The sequence below is a fragment of the Pseudomonas sp. IC_126 genome (genome assembly GCF_004331835.1).
GTDB lineage: Bacteria > Pseudomonadota > Gammaproteobacteria > Pseudomonadales > Pseudomonadaceae > Stutzerimonas.
The window spans coordinates 360,177-377,313 of the sequence record NZ_SJSS01000001.1; the positions used below are offsets into that span (position 1 = coordinate 360,177).

16 protein-coding genes are annotated in these 17,137 nt (G+C 57.7%); 14 read left to right on the forward strand and 2 right to left on the reverse strand.

Annotated elements, in window-relative coordinates; all coding sequences use genetic code 11:
- Nucleotides 1-330, forward strand: a complete 330-nt coding sequence (locus E0D86_RS01640; RefSeq protein ID WP_131648238.1) for a Na+/H+ antiporter subunit G — start codon at nucleotides 1-3, stop codon at nucleotides 328-330.
- Between the two features lie 83 nt (nucleotides 331-413).
- Here E0D86_RS01640 and E0D86_RS01645 read toward each other — a convergent pair whose 3' ends face one another.
- Together E0D86_RS01645 and map are read right to left on the reverse strand one after the other, a co-directional pair.
- Nucleotides 414-3,116 (reverse strand): [protein-PII] uridylyltransferase, encoded by a 2,703-nt coding sequence (locus tag E0D86_RS01645; RefSeq protein ID WP_131648239.1) that lies wholly within the window; start codon nucleotides 3,114-3,116, stop codon nucleotides 414-416.
- A 37-nt stretch (nucleotides 3,117-3,153) separates the two neighbouring features.
- Nucleotides 3,154-3,936 carry a type I methionyl aminopeptidase gene (map, locus tag E0D86_RS01650; protein ID WP_131648240.1) on the reverse strand — a complete coding sequence of 261 codons (783 nt, stop codon included), beginning with the start codon at nucleotides 3,934-3,936 and terminating at the stop codon, nucleotides 3,154-3,156.
- A gap of 288 nt (nucleotides 3,937-4,224) precedes the next feature.
- Here map and rpsB point away from each other — a divergent pair, with 288 nt between their 5' ends.
- The 13 genes from rpsB to lpxA all read left to right on the forward strand — a co-directional run bounded on the left by rpsB (nucleotide 4,225) and on the right by lpxA (nucleotide 17,137).
- Entirely contained in the window at nucleotides 4,225-4,965 is a 741-nt protein-coding gene (rpsB, locus tag E0D86_RS01655) for a 30S ribosomal protein S2 (RefSeq protein ID WP_131648241.1), read from the forward strand.
- Between the two features lie 125 nt (nucleotides 4,966-5,090).
- Nucleotides 5,091-5,960 (forward strand): translation elongation factor Ts, encoded by an 870-nt coding sequence (gene tsf / locus E0D86_RS01660; RefSeq protein WP_131648242.1) that lies wholly within the window; start codon nucleotides 5,091-5,093, stop codon nucleotides 5,958-5,960.
- Between the two features lie 193 nt (nucleotides 5,961-6,153).
- Nucleotides 6,154-6,897, forward strand: coding sequence for a UMP kinase (pyrH, locus tag E0D86_RS01665; protein WP_131648243.1), 744 nt, complete (start codon nucleotides 6,154-6,156; stop codon nucleotides 6,895-6,897).
- The gene (gene frr, locus E0D86_RS01670) at nucleotides 6,894-7,451 is read left to right on the forward strand and encodes a ribosome recycling factor (protein WP_131648244.1); all 558 of its coding nucleotides are present in this window, start codon (nucleotides 6,894-6,896) and stop codon (nucleotides 7,449-7,451) included. The genes pyrH and frr overlap by 4 nt, the downstream gene beginning before the upstream one ends.
- Before the next feature lie 149 nt (nucleotides 7,452-7,600).
- Nucleotides 7,601-8,362, forward strand: a complete 762-nt coding sequence (uppS, locus tag E0D86_RS01675) for a polyprenyl diphosphate synthase (RefSeq protein WP_131648245.1) — start codon at nucleotides 7,601-7,603, stop codon at nucleotides 8,360-8,362.
- Nucleotides 8,356-9,171: a phosphatidate cytidylyltransferase gene (locus tag E0D86_RS01680; protein ID WP_131648246.1), complete on the forward strand. Its 816-nt coding sequence runs from the start codon at nucleotides 8,356-8,358 to the stop codon at nucleotides 9,169-9,171. Before uppS ends, E0D86_RS01680 begins: the two co-directional genes overlap by 7 nt.
- Nucleotides 9,168-10,358, forward strand: a complete 1,191-nt coding sequence (gene ispC / locus E0D86_RS01685; RefSeq protein ID WP_131648247.1) for a 1-deoxy-D-xylulose-5-phosphate reductoisomerase — start codon at nucleotides 9,168-9,170, stop codon at nucleotides 10,356-10,358. The genes E0D86_RS01680 and ispC overlap by 4 nt, the downstream gene beginning before the upstream one ends.
- A gap of 88 nt (nucleotides 10,359-10,446) precedes the next feature.
- Nucleotides 10,447-11,799 (forward strand): RIP metalloprotease RseP, encoded by a 1,353-nt coding sequence (rseP, locus tag E0D86_RS01690; protein WP_131648248.1) that lies wholly within the window; start codon nucleotides 10,447-10,449, stop codon nucleotides 11,797-11,799.
- A 69-nt stretch (nucleotides 11,800-11,868) separates the two neighbouring features.
- Complete coding sequence (bamA, locus tag E0D86_RS01695; protein ID WP_131648249.1) at nucleotides 11,869-14,220, forward strand: outer membrane protein assembly factor BamA; 2,352 nt, start codon at nucleotides 11,869-11,871, stop codon at nucleotides 14,218-14,220.
- A 46-nt stretch (nucleotides 14,221-14,266) separates the two neighbouring features.
- The gene (locus E0D86_RS01700; RefSeq protein WP_131648250.1) at nucleotides 14,267-14,770 is read left to right on the forward strand and encodes an OmpH family outer membrane protein; all 504 of its coding nucleotides are present in this window, start codon (nucleotides 14,267-14,269) and stop codon (nucleotides 14,768-14,770) included.
- Nucleotides 14,770-15,828 carry a UDP-3-O-(3-hydroxymyristoyl)glucosamine N-acyltransferase gene (gene lpxD, locus E0D86_RS01705; protein ID WP_131648251.1) on the forward strand — a complete coding sequence of 353 codons (1,059 nt, stop codon included), beginning with the start codon at nucleotides 14,770-14,772 and terminating at the stop codon, nucleotides 15,826-15,828. The genes E0D86_RS01700 and lpxD overlap by 1 nt, the downstream gene beginning before the upstream one ends.
- A gap of 95 nt (nucleotides 15,829-15,923) precedes the next feature.
- Entirely contained in the window at nucleotides 15,924-16,364 is a 441-nt protein-coding gene (gene fabZ / locus E0D86_RS01710) for a 3-hydroxyacyl-ACP dehydratase FabZ (protein WP_131648252.1), read from the forward strand.
- Nucleotides 16,361-17,137: an acyl-ACP--UDP-N-acetylglucosamine O-acyltransferase gene (gene lpxA, locus E0D86_RS01715; protein ID WP_131648253.1), complete on the forward strand. Its 777-nt coding sequence runs from the start codon at nucleotides 16,361-16,363 to the stop codon at nucleotides 17,135-17,137. The genes fabZ and lpxA overlap by 4 nt, the downstream gene beginning before the upstream one ends.

Below are 17,137 nucleotides of genomic sequence, written 5' to 3' on the forward strand. Positions count from 1 at the left end.
ATGCCGTTCTGGATTGAGTTGCTGGTCAGCGCCTGCCTGATCATCGGAAGTATCTTTGCATTGATCGGTGCGATAGGCCTGTATCGTCTACCCGATTTCTATACGCGCCTGCATGGGCCGACCAAGGCTACGACGCTCGGCGTTGGCGGCATCGTCATCGCCTCGATGATTTTCTTCAGCAGCAGGAACGACGGCCTGAGCCTGCATGAATTGCTGATCACCATGTTTCTCTTCATCACCGCTCCGGTCAGCGCGCACATACTGGCGAAGGCTGCCATGCAGCAGAAGCTGAGCTGCACCGAGCGAACCCGTGGCAAGCCTTGGGACTAAAGGCGTTATGCATTGAGTCCGGCCTCTGCGTAGGGCCTCGCTCTTTACCGCGTGCTTGCGCTTTCATTTACTCAAGCGGCACGTCAGATGACGATGCTGCTTGGGGAGGGCTGGTGCTCATTTTCCTGGGACAGCTGCTTGATCATCGCCTGTTGTAGCTGAACGCAAAGTTTCAGATCCGATAGTGGCTGATTGTCTGCGTTGGTGACGAAGAACACGTCCTCGACGCGCTCGCCGAGCGTGGCGATCTTGGCGTTTTGCACGGACAGATCGAAGTCCTGGAACAGCTGGCCGATACGTGCCAGCAGGCCGGGGCGGTCGGGCGCAATCACTTCGATAATGGTCTGCGGGCGTTGCATATCGTTATGGATGGTGACCTGCGGCGGAAATGCAAAATGTTTCAGCTGGCGAGGTACGCGCTTCTTGATGATCGTCAGGTAATCGTCCGGATTGCGCAGCGCATCGATCAGGCCTTGGCGGATTTCTTCGGTGCGCTTCGGATCGTTGCCGATAGGTGTGCCATCGGCATCCAGCACGATGTAGGTGTCCAGGGTGAACTGGCTGCTTGAAGTGATGATGCGGGCGTCGTGAATGTTCAGATTCAATTGATCCATAGCCGCTACGGTCACCGCGAAGAAGTCGTGTTGATCCGGTGCGTAAATGAAAATCTGCGTGCCGCCTTCGAACTCGCGCTGAGTGGTTTCCTTGATTAAAACCAGCGGACCGCCGTCGCTTGGGTGCTCGATGATGGCTTCGGTATGCCAGGCGACATCCGTGGAGCTGTGGCGCATGAAGTAATCGTCGCCCAGTTGCGACCACAGCTGTTCTGCGTCGTCGGGATCGGTGCCGTTGCGCACCAGGTTGTCGAGTGCGGCGCGCTGGGTCTGGCGAATCTGCTCTTCGCGACCTAGTGGGTTTTCCAGGCCACGTTTGAGGGCTCGTTTGGTTTCGGTATATAGCTGGCGCAGCAGACTGGCGCGCCAGGAATTCCAGAGGGTCGGGTTGGTTGCGTTGATGTCCGCCACCGTCAACACGTACAGGTAATCGAGGTGGGTCTCATCGCCGACCAGCTGGGCGAAATCATTGATGACCTGCGGGTCTGATAGGTCCTTGCGCTGAGCGGTGGTGGACATGACCAGATGGTTTTCTACCAGCCAGACCACCAAGCGTGTATCCCAGGCGGGAAGCTTGTGGCGCTCACAGAATGCCTGGGCGTCCACTGCGCCAAGTTCCGAATGGTCGCCGCCGCGGCCTTTAGCGATATCGTGATAAAGCCCTGCGATGTAGATGAGTTCAGGCTTGGGCAGGCGCTCGACCAGCTTGCTGGCCAGCGGGTACTTCTCCGCCACGCCGGGCTTGCTGAGCTTGCGCAGGTATTTGATGACGTTGAGCGTGTGGGCATCGACCGTATAGATATGGAACAGGTCATGTTGCATCTGCCCGACGATATGGCCGAACTCGGGCAGATAACGCCCCAGGATGCCGTAGCGGTTCATTCGACGCAGGTTGCGGTGGATGCCTTCCTTGCACTTGAACAGCTCGACGAACAGGCTGGTGTTGCGAATGTCGCTGCGGAAATCGTCATCGATGAGGTGACGATGGTCACGCAACAGACGAATGGTTTCGGCCCGAACACCTTGAATTTCAGGGTGCTGCGCCAGTAGTACGAAGATTTCGAGAATCGCGAAGGGCCTGCGTTGAAACACCGAGTCGTCAGTTACTTCGAGATAACCGTCGCGTACCAGAAAGCGGCTATTGAGCGGTACGGCATCACCGCTGTCGCCTTCCCAAAGAATAACTTCCGCAAAGTGCTGCCCCACCAGATCGCTGAGCTCGGAAATGCTCATGACCACGCGGTAGTACTTTTGCATGAAGCGTTCGATCGCCAGCTTGGCGTCGCTATCCTTATAGCCGAGGAGGGCGGCGAGGCTGCGCTGATGGTCGAATAGCAGGCGATCCTCCGCGCGTCCAGCCAGCATGTGCAGCCCGTAACGGACACGCCAGATGAACTCCTGGCCGGAAACCAGCAATGCGAATTCACCTTCGGTCAAGAACCCCTGGTCCACGATCGCATTCAGGTTCAGGCTGCCGAACTGCCGGCGTGCGATCCACAGGATCGTCTGAATATCGCGCAACCCGCCAGGTGAGCCTTTGACGTTCGGCTCCAGGTTGTATTCGGTGTTGTTGTATTTGGAGTGGCGTGCCGCCTGCTCGTTACGCTTGGCGAGAAAGAATTCCTTGCTCGGCCACATTTCCGACGGGCTGGTGACCTTCAGCATGTTTTGCCGTAGGTGCTCAGGGCCGGCGATGGTGCGGCTTTCCATGAGATTGGTTATAACCGTCAGGTCCGCACGTGCCTCTTCGGCGCACTCCCGGACCGAGCGCACGCTCTGGCCGACCTCGAGTCCGATATCCCAGAGCAGGGTCAGAAGGCCTTCGATGGAGTCACGAAATTTCTCGTGACTGTTGTCTTCGAGCAGGATCAGCAAATCGATATCGGAATAGGGGTGTAGCTCGCCGCGGCCATAGCCCCCAACGGCAACCAGTGCGATTTCGGCATCGCTGCTCCAGTCGAAGCGGCCCCAGGCGGCCCTGAGGATCTGATCCACGAACCATGCACGGTCTTCGATCAGACGGCGGATATCACGGCCAGCCAGGAAGCGTGCATCAAGCACTTCCCGCGCATTGCGAATGGCTTTTTTGAAGGCGGCGATGGGGCTGGCCTTGAGTGCCAGTTCTGCTTGGAACTGGCTGCGGTCGAATAACTCCGGATCAACCTGAGGCATGCCGCCGCCCTCCGTCAAACATCAAATCGGTAAGCAATCATGGCGATGTGCGAGCGATGGTGTCATCGCTGCGCAGTGTGAAAATTTCATAGCCGTCAGCGGTGACCACGATCGTGTGTTCCCATTGAGCGGACAGCTTGCGGTCCTTGGTGATGGCTGTCCAACCATCGCCGAGCAGGCGGGTTTCCGAACGGCCTTGATTGATCATTGGCTCGATCGTGAAGGTCATGCCTTCCTTAAGTTCAAGACCGGTTCCCGCGCGGCCATAGTGAAGCACCTGGGGTTCCTCGTGAAAAACCTTGCCGATGCCATGACCACAGTATTCACGGACCACGGAGAATCCATTTTTCTCGGCGTGCTTTTGGATCACTTCGCCAATATCGCCTAGACGCGTGCCGGGACGGACGATCTCGATACCTTTATAGAGGCACTCTTGAGTCACCTTGCACAGGCGCTCGGCCCATTCCGGCGCTTTGCCGACGATGAACATCCTGCTGGTGTCGCCGTGGTAACCATCCTTGATGACCGTGATGTCGATATTGAGAATGTCGCCATCCTTCAAAGGCTTGTCGTTGGGAATCCCATGACAGACCACGTGGTTGATCGAAGTGCAGATCGACTTAGGGAAGCCCTTGTAGTTGAGCGGGGCAGGTACGGCCTGCTGCACGTTGACGATATGGTCGTGACAGAGGCGATCCAGCTCGTCGGTGGTGACGCCCGGCTTGACGTGCTCGCCGATCATCTCGAGCACCTCGGCGGCGAGCCGCCCAGCAATGCGCATCTTCTCGATATCTTCGGGCGTCTTGATGGTGACAGTCATGCAAACCTCATTGGCGCCGGGGAGCGCTGCGAAAAACGAAAGCGCAAATGATAAACCAAATGAATGAGAAGCTGATAAAAGCGCTGGAGGCTAGAGGGCTCAACGAACAGGGCGCTCGAGAATTCCGTCTAGCCTTCCAGGCTGTCTTTGTGCTATAAAACGCGCCGCTCAACGGGGAGGCCCGTTGCGCTTAACCCCACACACGTGTCGACACGGTATCCTGGGTGCTCGCAAGAGTTGGATATCGGGACGCGTGGAGGCCTAACCCGACTTATCCGAGGAAGTATCATGACTCAAGTCACCATGCGCGACATGCTGAAGGCCGGTGTGCACTTCGGCCACCAGACCCGTTACTGGAACCCGAAAATGAACAAGTTCATCTTCGGTGCGCGCAACAAGATCCATATCATCAACCTCGAAAAAACCCTGCCGATGTTTAACGACGCGCTGCAGTTCGTTGAAAAGCTGGCTGCGGGCAAGAACAAAATTCTGTTCGTCGGCACCAAGCGTTCAGCTGGCAAGATCGTTCGCGAAGAAGCCGCTCGTTGTGGCTCGCCGTATGTCGATCATCGCTGGTTGGGCGGCATGCTGACCAACTACAAGACCATCCGTGCGTCGATCAAGCGCCTGCGCGAGCTGGAAGCCCAATCCCAGGACGGTACTTTCGACAAGCTGACCAAGAAAGAAGCCCTGATGCGTACCCGTGATCTGGAAAAGCTGGATCGTAGCCTGGGTGGTATCAAGGACATGGGCGGTCTGCCGGACGCGATGTTCGTCGTTGACGTCGATCACGAGCGCATTGCCATTTCCGAAGCCAACAAGCTGGGCATTCCGGTTATCGGTATCGTCGATACCAACAGCAGCCCGGAAGGCGTCGACTACATCATTCCTGGTAATGACGATGCCATCCGTGCCGTGCAACTGTATCTGGGCTCCATGGCAGATGCTGTGCTGCGTGGCCGTCAGAATGGCGCCGGTGGTGCTGACGAGTTCGTCGAAGAAGCCGCCCCCGAGGCCGCTCAAGGCTGAGCACGCGGTCGCATAGCTGATACCCGTTGAACAGAAAGGGGGCTATGCCCCCTTTTTGCCAATCACGAATTGATCGCCCGAGTTAGAGGGCATGATCGAAAATCGAATCGAGAGGATTTGCGAACATGGCAGAGATCACTGCAGCCCTGGTTAAAGAACTGCGCGAGCGCACTGGCCAAGGCATGATGGATTGCAAAAAGGCACTCACCGCTGCCGGCGGCGACATCGAGAAAGCCATCGACGACATGCGTGCCGCTGGTGCCATCAAGGCCGCCAAGAAGGCGGGCAACATCGCCGCTGAAGGTTCCATTGCGGTCAAAGTCGCCGATGACAACAAGCGTGCCGTAATTATCGAAGTTAACTCGCAGACCGACTTCCTGGCTCTGCAGGACGACTTTAAGAATTTCGTAAGCAACAGCGTCGAGAAGGCCTTCGCCGAGAAGATGGTCGATGCAGCTCCGCTGATTGCCGCTCAGGAAACTGATCGTGAGGCGCTGGTTGCCAAGTGCGGCGAGAACGTCAATATTCGCCGTCTGACCACTGTTGAAGCTGATCTGGTTGGTTCCTATCTGCATGGCCATCGCATCGGCGTTCTGGTAGCCCTGAAGGGTGGTAACGTCGAGTTGGCTAAAGAAATTGCCATGCACGTCGCGGCCAGCAACCCTCAGTTCCTGGATCCGTCGCAGGTTTCCGAAGAGGCCGTTGCGAAGGAAAAGGAAATTTTCCTGGCGCTGAACGAAGATAAGATCAAGGGCAAGCCCGCCGAAATCGTCGAGAAGATGGTTGCCGGTCGCATCAGCAAGTTCCTTGCTGAAGCCAGTCTGGTCGAGCAGGCCTTTGTCAAAGATCCTGACGTCAAGGTTGGCGAGCTGGCGAAGAAAGCCGGTGCAGAGATCGTTTCCTTCGTCCGTTACGAAGTGGGCGAAGGCATCGAGCGTGCTGAAGTCGACTTCGCTGCTGAAGTTGCGGCTCAGGTAGCTGCCACTAAGCAATAAGACGCTTCTGCTGTCCTCGAAGAGGCTGCCCGCTCACGCGCGCGGCCTCTTCGTCAGACTGGAGGGTGGAAATGTTTTCTGCCGCGCTATAGTCAGCGCTGGCACCAACCCGTCATTGCGCTGTCATAGCGCAGATATTTTCTGGCAGTAGAGCCAGCTTAGTCATACAAACGCCGCAGGAGAGACAACGCCAATGGCTCAGCAGATGAGTGCACGCAATCCTCGCTATAAACGCATTCTGCTCAAATTAAGCGGCGAAGCCCTGATGGGTTCGGAAGACTTCGGCATTGATCCCAAGGTGCTTGATCGCATGGCCTTGGAAGTCGGGCAATTGGTAGGCATCGGCGTAGAGGTGGGTCTGGTCATCGGCGGCGGCAACCTGTTCCGTGGCGCCGCCCTTTCGGCAGCCGGTATGGATCGGGTAACCGGCGATCACATGGGAATGCTGGCAACGGTGATGAACTCGTTGGCCATGCGCGACGCTCTGGAACGCTCGAACATTCCCGCCTTGGTCATGTCGTCGATTTCCATGGTCGGTGTGACCGATCATTACGATCGTCGCAAGGCGATGCGCCATCTCAAAAGCGGCGAGGTGGTGATCTTCTCGGCCGGCACCGGCAATCCTTTCTTCACCACTGATTCGGCCGCCTGTCTGCGCGCTATCGAGATCCATGCTGATGTCGTGCTCAAGGCTACCAAGGTTGACGGCGTTTACACCGCTGATCCTTTCAAGGATCCGAATGCCGAGAAATTCGAGCAACTGACTTATGATGACGTGCTCGACCGCAAGCTGGGCGTCATGGATCTGACTGCCATCTGCCTATGCCGCGACCACAATATGCCGCTGCGAGTGTTCAACATGAACAAGCCCGGTGCCCTGCTCAATATCGTGCTCGGCGGCGCTGAAGGAACACTGATCGAGGAACAGAACCAATGATCAACGAGATCAAGCAAGACGCCCAGGAGCGTATGACGAAGACCCTGGAATCTCTGGGGCATGCATTCGCCAAGATCCGTACCGGCCGTGCTCACCCGAGCATCCTCGATAGCGTGATGGTGTCTTACTACGGCAGCGATACCCCGTTGCGTCAGGTTGCAAACGTGGTTGCCGAAGATTCCCGTACCTTGGCCCTGACCGTTTTCGACAAGAGCATGATTCAGGCCGTTGAGAAGGCCATCATGACCTCTGACCTGGGATTGAATCCCGCTACTGCCGGTACCACTATTCGCGTTCCGATGCCTGCGCTCACCGAGGAGACTCGTAAGGGTTATACCAAGCAGGCGCGTGCCGAAGCCGAGAACGCTCGTGTTGCGGTGCGTAATATCCGTCGCGATGCCATCGCGCAGTTCAAGGATTTGCTGAAAGAAAAGGAAATCAGCGAAGACGAAGATCGGCGGGCTCAGGACGACGTTCAAAAACTGACCGACAAGTATGTTGCGGAAATCGACAAGGCACTTGAAAGCAAGGAAAGCGACCTGATGGCCGTTTGATGGGCGGTACAGGACTTCGTCCGTATTGCTCGCGTCGGAGCGCGCGATCCGTCCAGGATTCTAAGCGCGAGGGGGATGTGCCCCAGGAATTGCCTTCGTCAGTTCCTCCCACTGTTCGCAACGTGATTGAGCGCAGGTAGAGTCGTTTCATGGAAAAGGTCAGGCAGATTGCCGGGCGGAATGTACCCCGTCATGTCGCAGTCATCATGGATGGCAACAATCGCTGGGCCAAGCGCCGTCTCTTGCCGGGCGTGGCCGGGCACAAAGCGGGTGTCGATGCGGTGCGAGCCGTCATCGAAGTCTGTGCTGAGGCGGGTGTCGAGGTGCTGACGCTATTCGCCTTCTCCAGCGAGAACTGGCAACGGCCGGCTGATGAGGTTGGTGCGTTGATGGAGCTGTTTCTAACTGCGCTGCGCCGAGAGGCGCGCAAGCTCAATGAGAACGGCATCAGCCTGCGAGTCATCGGTGATCGCTCGCGCTTTCATCCTGAGTTGCAGACCGCAATGCTCGAGGCCGAAGAGATAACGGCTGGTGCCGGCCGTTTCGTTCTTCAGGTCGCAGCCAATTATGGCGGTCAGTGGGACATCCTGCAGGCGGCTCAACGGATGGCTCGTGAAGCACAGAGTGGTCGTCTAGATCCAGAGTCGGTTACTCCGGCGCTTTTCCAGAGCTATCTCGCTACCGGCGATATGCCCCTGCCGGATCTATGCATTCGCACCGGCGGCGAACGACGCATCAGCAATTTTCTGCTGTGGCAGCTGGCATACGCTGAGCTGTATTTCTCCGACCTGTTCTGGCCGGATTTCAAACACGATGCAATGCGCGCCGCTCTGGCCGATTTCGCCAAGCGGCAACGGCGTTTCGGTAAGACCGGCGATCAGGTCGAGACAGAGGTCCGTGCAGAATGTTGAAACAACGCATCATCACCGCCGCCATCCTGCTGCCAATTGCACTGATCGGCTTCTTTCTCCTCGACGGCCTCGCATTCGCGCTGTTTATTGGTGTGGTGGTGATATTGGGTGGCTGGGAATGGGCGCGTCTGGCGGGGTTTTCCGGTCAGTTTGCGAGAATCGGCTATGCGTTGGTCGTTGCCCTGCTGCTTGTTGCGCTGTACCGGTTGCCATCACTGACTCCTTGGTTACTCTCGATCAGCGTCGTCTGGTGGCTGATCGCAACGGCATTGGTGCTTGGATATCCAGGCAGCCAGCGCCACTGGGGAGGGCGCATTGGCAGTCTAGTGATCGGTTTGTTGATTTTGCTTCCGGCTTGGCAAGCCCTCGTCGTGCTCAAGCAATGGCCGCAAGGAAATTGGCTGATCGTAGCGGTGATGATGCTGGTTTGGGCGGCCGACATCGGTGCCTATTTTTCAGGCAAGACCTTTGGTCGTCGCAAATTGGCGCCTCAGGTTAGCCCGGGTAAGAGCTGGGAAGGCTTGATCGGCGGGCTGGTCACGAGCCTGCTGATCACGCTCGGTGTCGGCCTGTATCAGGGCTGGTCGCCACGGGCGCTGGTATTGGCGCTCCTCGGCGCTGCCCTGGTGGTTGTGATCTCCGTTGTGGGCGATCTGACCGAAAGCATGTTCAAACGTAGCTCCGGCATCAAAGACAGCAGCCAACTGCTGCCCGGACATGGTGGTGTGATGGATCGCATCGACAGTCTGACCGCGGCGGTACCGGTGTTTACCGTTTTGTTGTGGCTTGCTGGCTGGGGTGCTTGGTGAGTCGACCCTTGCAGGTAACGGTGCTGGGGGCGACCGGTTCGATCGGCTTGAGCACGCTGGACGTCATCTCTCGTCATCCGGAGCGCTACAGGACGTTCGCATTGACTGCATTCAGCCGTGTCGCTGAACTGCGCGAGCTGTGCCGCATACATCTTCCACGTTATGCCGTGGTGGCTGACAGCGACAAAGGGCGCGAGCTGCAGCGTCAGCTCGACAGCGACGGTGTAAAGACTCGCGTGCTGGTCGGCGAGGGCGGGCTGAGCGAGGTTGCGGCGCATCCCGAGGTTGATGTGGTGATGGCCGCTATTGTCGGTGCGGCTGGCTTGCGTCCCACGCTTGCAGCCGTGCAGGCCAGCAAACGCGTGCTGTTGGCGAACAAGGAGGCGCTGGTAATGTCCGGCGCGCTGTTTATGCAGGCGCTTCGGGACAGCGAGGCCGTATTGCTGCCAATCGACAGCGAACACAACGCTATCTTCCAATGCCTGCCGGGCAACTATGCGCAAGGGCTCAGCAGCGTCGGGGTGCGGCGGATACTGCTAACCGCGTCCGGAGGACCGTTCCGCCAGCTGCCGCTAGAACAACTTTCAGCCGTGACCGCCGAGCAGGCATGTGCGCATCCGAACTGGTCCATGGGGCGTAAGATCTCCGTAGACTCGGCAAGCATGATGAACAAGGGTCTCGAGCTCATCGAGGCGTGCTGGCTGTTCGACGCATGTCCTGAGCAGGTCGAAGTGGTCATTCACCCGCAAAGCGTCATTCATTCTATGGTCGACTATGTTGACGGCTCTGTGCTGGCGCAGCTCGGTAACCCCGACATGCGCACTCCGATAGCGCACGCGCTGGCCTGGCCGGAGCGAATCGACTCAGGCGTTTCGGCGCTGGACCTGTTGCAGACTGGAAGTCTGAACTTCGAAGCTCCAGACCTGCAGCGGTTCCCATGCCTTCGCATTGCTCGGCAGGCCGCTCAGGACGGCGGGACGGCGCCGGCCATGCTCAATGCCGCGAACGAGGTGGCGGTGGATGCCTTCCTCAGTGGTCGCATTCGCTTCACTGAAATCGCGAGTATCATCGAGGCCGTACTCGACCAGGAAGCATCGGTTCCGGCTCGCTGCTTGGCAGATGTGCTTGCTGCCGATGCACAGGCTCGCACATTGGCTTCGCGCTGGTTGCATAATCGCGATTGCTAGTGGCTGAACCCGTGCCGGCAGTGGCGATGCGCGGAATTGATTCCATCGGAGTCGGTGGCTAACCAGGCCTTTCGAGGCAGAGGAAAATATGGGCGTGCTGTACATGATCATCGGCACCCTCGTGGCGCTGGGTGTGCTAGTAACCTTTCACGAGTACGGACATTTCTGGGTCGCGCGTCGTTGCGGCGTCAAAGTTCTGCGTTTCTCGGTAGGCTTCGGTCGTCCATTGGTGCGTTGGCACGATCGCCAGGGTACCGAGTTCGTCATAGCGGCGATTCCGCTCGGCGGCTATGTGAAGATGCTCGATGAACGTGAAGGTGATGTCCCGCCCGCATTGCTGAATCAGACATTCAACCGCAAGTCAGTGAAACAACGCTTCGCCATCGTCTCGGCCGGGCCGTTGGCGAACTTCCTCCTTGCGCTGGTGTTTTTCTGGGCGCTGGCAATGCTTGGAACCGAGCAGATTCGACCGGTAGTCGGTGCTGTCGAAGCGGGCAGCCTCGCCGAGCGCGCTGGGCTAATGGCCGGGCATGAAATCGTAGAGGTCAACGGCAAATCTACCTCGGGCTGGTCAGAGGTAAATCTTCAACTGATCAGGCGGCTGGGCGAAAGCGGCTCGCTCGAATTGCTTGTGCGCGATGGTGATAGCAGTCAGTCGCAGCGACTGCAGTTGGAGTTGAACGATTGGCTGAAAGGCGCCGAGGAACCGGACCCGATCGGTTCGCTGGGTATACGTCCCTGGCGTCCGGAAATCACCCCGGTAGTCGCTCAGCTCGATCCACAAGGACCTGCTCAGGCGGCCGGCGTGCGTCTCGGCGATCGGCTGCTCAGCCTCGATGGTGAGGCGCTTAACGAATGGCAGGACGTGATCGATCGTGTCAAGCCGCTGTACGGTCAGGCCGTTCAACTCGAAATCGAACGCGATGGGCAGCGGTTGGAGCTGCCTCTAACGTTAGCTGAGCGGGGTGAAGACGGTAGCCGTCGTGGGTATCTTGGTGCTGGAGTCGCAGCCGGTGAGTGGCCGGCGGAAATGCTGCGAAACGTCAGTTACGGGCCGCTCGAGGCGGTGGTCGAAGGGCTCCGGCAGACCTGGACGATGAGCGTTCTGACGCTCGATTCTTTGAAAAAAATGCTCTTCGGGGAGCTCTCGGTAAAAAACTTGAGCGGCCCGATAACCATTGCTAAAGTGGCGGGCGCTTCTGCACAGTCGGGCGTGGGCGACTTTCTGAACTTCCTCGCCTACCTGAGTATTAGCCTTGGGGTACTCAATCTATTGCCTATCCCGGTCCTGGATGGCGGGCATTTGCTCTTTTATCTGGTTGAGTGGGTCCGTGGACGTCCCTTGTCGGACAGGGTCCAGGGCTGGGGAGTACAGATCGGTATCAGCCTGGTTGTTGGGGTGATGCTGCTTGCGTTGGTCAACGACCTTGGCCGCCTTTAATTGCCATATACCTTGATGTCGCCGCGCAAAGCGCAGGTTCAATTATCAGGTTTGAAAAGAAAGGACTTCATGAAACGTCTGCTGCTACCTGCGGTGATTTCCGCACTGATGATTGCCGAAGTTCACGCCGAGTCCTTCACCATCTCCGATATACGTGTCAATGGCCTGCAACGCGTCTCCGCAGGCAGTGTCTTTGGCGCGTTGCCGTTGAACGTCGGTCAGGCTGCCGATGACAGTCGTCTGGTAGACGCAACCCGCGCGCTGTTCCGTACCGGCTTCTTCGAGGATATCCAGCTTGGTCGCGAAGGCGATGTGCTGGTAATCAATGTAGTCGAGCGACCATCGATTTCCGGTATCGAAATCGACGGCAACAAGGCCATCAAAACCGAAGATTTGCTTTCCGGTTTGCAGCAGTCGGGCCTCGCCGAGGGTGAGATCTTTCAGCGCGCGACGCTCGAAGGCGTACGCAACGAGTTGCAGCGCCAATACGTTGCACAGGGCCGTTACTCGGCCACCATCGAGACCGAGGTCGTCCCGCAGCCGCGTAATCGCGTCGCGCTGAAGATCAACATCAACGAAGGTTCGGTCGCTTCGATCAAGCACATCAACGTCGTTGGTAATTCGGTCTTCCCCGATGAGGACCTTACCGATCTGTTCGAGTTGAAGACCAGCAATTGGCTGTCGTTCTTCCGTAACGACGACAAATACGCTCGGGAAAAGCTCTCCGGTGACCTTGAGCGCCTGCGTTCCTACTATCTGGATCGCGGCTATATCAACATGGATATCACCTCCACCCAGGTATCCATCACGCCTGACAAGAAAGACGTTTACGTCACTGTAAATATCGCCGAAGGCGATCGCTACACGGTCAGCGACGTAAAACTGAGCGGTGATCTCAAGGTTCCGCAGGAGGAATTACAGTCTCTGCTGCTGGCGAAAGAAGGCCAGGTTTTCTCACGTAAGGTGATGACCACCACCTCCGAACTGATCACGCGACGACTGGGTAATGAAGGCTATACCTTCGCCAACGTCAACGGCGTGCCGCAAGCCAACGATGAAGACAACACCGTATCGATTACTTTCGTCGTCGATCCAGGTAAGCGGGCTTACGTCAATCGCATCAATTTCCGCGGCAACACCAAAACTGAAGACGAAGTACTGCGTCGCGAAATGCGCCAGATGGAAGGCGGCTGGGCCTCGACCTACCTGATCGATCAATCCAAGACCCGCCTGGAGCGCTTGGGATTCTTCAAGGAAGTAAACGTCGAGACCCCGCAGGTACCTGGCACTGATGACCAGATCGATGTGAATTACAGCGTCGAAGAGCAGCCTTCCGGTTCGATCATGGCGAGCATTGGCTTCGCTCAGAATGCTGGTCTGATTCTGGGTGGTTCGATCAGCCAGAACAACTTCCTGGGTACCGGTAACCGGGTCAGCATCGGCCTGACCCGCAGCGAATACCAGACGCGTTACAACTTTGGCTTCGTCGATCCCTACTGGACCGAAGACGGTGTCAGCCTTGGCTATAACGCCTTCTACCGGACCACCGACTACGACGAGCTGGACTATGACGTGTCCAGCTACTCGGTCGACAGCCTGGGCGGCGGGGTCAATATCGGTTATCCGATCAGCGAGACGTCGCGGTTGTCGTTTGGTCTGTCCGCGCAGCAGGACACCATCGACAGTGGCCGCTACACCGTCGACGAGATTTTCGATTTCATGGAGGAGGAGGGTGACAGCTACCTCAACTTCAAGGCGTCCGTTGGCTGGTCCGAATCCACACTGAACCGCGGTGTACTGGCGACGCGTGGTCACTCGCAGAGTCTCTCGCTGGAAACCACCATTCCAGGCAGCGACCTGTCCTTCTACAAGATCGACTATAACGGTCAGCTTTTCGTGCCGTTGAGCGAGAGCTACACCATGCGTTTGCATACTCAACTAGGGTATGGCGATGCTTACGGCTCGACATCGCGCCTGCCGTTCTATGAACACTACTATGCCGGCGGTTTCAACTCGGTTCGCGGTTTTGAAGACAGCAGTCTTGGGCCGCGTAGTACGCCGAGTGATGGCTCGAACCCAGGCACCATCCGAGATCCCGATCAGGATGAGCTGCCCTTTGGTGGTAACGTGCTGATTCAAGGGGGCATGGAAGTTCTATTCCCGATGCCCTTCGTCAAGGATCAGCGTTCGCTGCGTACTTCGGTGTTCTGGGACGTCGGTAACGTCTACGATACCAATTGCCCGTCGGAATCAGCCAAATGCAGCGATATCGATTTCGGCGATGTGGCCAGCTCGGTCGGCGTAGGATTGACCTGGATCACCGCGATGGGGCCCTTGAGTTTCAGCTTGGCGATGCCAGTCGTGAAGCCCGACGATGCAGATACCCAGGTTTTCCAGTTCTCGCTGGGCCAAACCTTTTAATCATCCGGAGCGTTGCTCCAGTGTTTCCTGAAGAGTGGTATATACCGTGCGTAAGTTGACTCAATTGCTCCTTGTGGCTGCTGCTCTAGCGGCGACGCCTGCATTCGCCGACATGAAGATTGCGGTGATGAACTATCAGATGGCGCTGCTCGAGTCGGACGCTGCCAAGCGTTACTCCGTCGATGCAGAAAAAAAGTTCGGTCCGCAGCTGGACAAGCTCAAAGGTTTGGAAAGCGATGCCAAGCGCATCCAGGACCGTCTAGGCAAGGATGGGGACAAGATGCAGCAGGCGGAGCGTGAGCGCCTCGAGCTGGAATTCAAACAGAAGGCGCGTGATTTCCAGTTCCTCTCCAAGGAACTGAACGAATCCAAGGCCGCTGCCGATCGCGACATGCTCAAGCAGCTCAAGCCGAAGCTGGATAAAGCTGTAGAAGAAGTCATCAAAAAGGGTGACTACGATTTGGTGCTCGAACGCGGTGCGGTGGTCGATGTCAAGCCGCAGTACGACATCACTCGCCAAGTCATCGAGCGCATGAATCAGCTGCGCTAATGAATACGGTCGTCTATACGCTCGGCGAACTCGCCGAGCAGCTGGGCGCCACGCTGCGTGGCGATGCGGCACAACCGGTGTCGGGCTTGGCGACACTGCAGGACGCCGGTCCGCAACAGCTGAGCTTTCTGGCCAACGCCCAGTACCGCAAGTTTCTCGAAAACTCTCGCGCCGGAGCCGTACTGCTTACGCCGAAGGACGCCGAGGATTACAGCGGCAACGCGCTGCTTATCGACAATCCCTATCTGGCGTATGCACGTGTCTCGCACCTGTTCGAGACACGGCCGAAGGCTGCCAGCGGCATTCACCCAAGCGCAATCATTGATCCAAGTGCACAGGTCGACCCCAGCGCCAGCATTGGCGCCCAGGTCGTAATCGAGGCGGATGCCTGGATCGGTGCGGATGTGGTGATTGGTGCTCACTCGTTCATCGGTGCTCGCAGTTGTGTGGGTGCCGGAGGGCGCCTGGCTTCGCGCGTCACCCTCTGCCACGACGTCCGTATCGGTGAGAGGGTCGTGATTCAGCCGGGTGCGGTGATCGGTGGCGAAGGTTTCGGTTTCGCCAACGAAAAGGGCAGTTGGGAAAAGATCGCTCAGCTCGGCGGCGTACGCATTGGCGACGACGTCGAGATTGGTGCCAATACCACGATCGATCGCGGTGCGCTCTCCGACACGATCATCGGGAATGGCGTAAAGCTGGATAACCAGATCATGATCGCGCACAACGTACAGATCGGCGAAAACACTGCCGTAGCAGGTTGTGCCGGGATTTCCGGAAGTACCAAGATCGGTCGTAACTGTATGCTCGCCGGGGGCGTCGGGCTCGTCGGGCATATCGAGATTTGCGACAACGTGTTCATTACCGGCATGACCATGGTCACCCGGTCAATCACCGAGCCGGGAAGTTATTCTTCTGGGACGGCCATGCAACCCGCTGCGGAATGGCGTAAGAGTGCCGCCCGGATTCGTCATCTCGACGATATGGCTCGTCGCCTGCAGCAAGTGGAAAAACGCCTGGCTTCCGTGACCCCGCGCGGGGATGCGGCTTCTGATGCCTGACCCTATCGCCTGATCGTCCCTGCTAGAGGCTTTCACCGCGGGTGCACGACCCTGGCCGTGCTGGCTCCCATAATTCTTACGGGCATTTTCTTCATATGATGGATATCAACGAGATTCGCGAATACCTTCCTCACCGTTATCCCTTTTTGTTGGTTGATCGGGTGACGGAGCTGGATACGGACGCCAAGCGTGTTCGCGCATACAAGAACGTCTCCGTCAACGAACCGTTCTTCAATGGTCACTTTCCACAGCATCCCATCATGCCGGGAGTGCTGATTATCGAAGCCATGGCGCAGGCGGCCGGACTGCTTGGTTTCAAGATGATGGGCACCAAGCCGGCTGACGGTACGCTGTATTACTTCGTCGGCTCGGATAAGCTGCGCTTCCGCCAGCCGGTCGTGCCGGGCGATCAGTTGAGCCTTGAAGCGTCTTTCATCAGTGCCAAGCGCGGAATCTGGAAGTTTGATTGCCGCGCGAGTGTTGAAGGCAAGCTCGTCTGCTCCGCCGAAATCATTTGCGCGGAACAGAAGATATGAATTTGATCGACCCTCGCGCTATCGTCGATCCTTCGGCCAAGCTGGCTGATGACGTCCAGGTCGGGCCATGGTCGATCATCGGCCCGGACGTCGAAGTAGGCGAGGGGACGGTGATCGCGTCGCATGTGGTCATTAAGGGGCCGACCCGCATCGGCCGCCATAATCGTATTTTTCAGTTTTCTTCGATTGGCGAGGACACGCCCGACCTTAAATACAAAGGCGAGCCGACGCGTCTGGTGATCGGTGACCACAACGTGATCCGCGAAGGCGTGACCATTCACCGCGGTACCGTGCAGGATCGAAGCGAAACCACCATCGGCGACCATAACCTCATCATGGCTTACGCGCACATCGGTCATGACAGCGTGATCGCCAACCATTGCATCCTGGTGAACAACACCGCGCTGGCGGGACATGTGCACGTCGGTGATTGGGCGATTCTGTCGGGATACACCCTGGTTCATCAGTATTGCCATATCGGCGCGTACAGCTTTTCGGGAATGGGCACCGCCATTGGCAAGGACGTTCCGGCGTTCGTCACTGTATTCGGTAATCCCGCCGAGGCACGCAGCATGAATTTCGAGGGCATGCGCCGCCGCGGTTTCAGCGCCGAGGCCATCACAGCCCTGCGCAACGCCTACAAGGTCGTCTACCGCAAAGGGCTGACGGTCGACGCTGCGTTGACCGCGCTCACCGCCGATGCGCAGACGTTTCCCGAAGTGGCGCTGTTCCGTGATTCGGTGCAAGCCTCGAAACGTGGCATCACGCGCTGA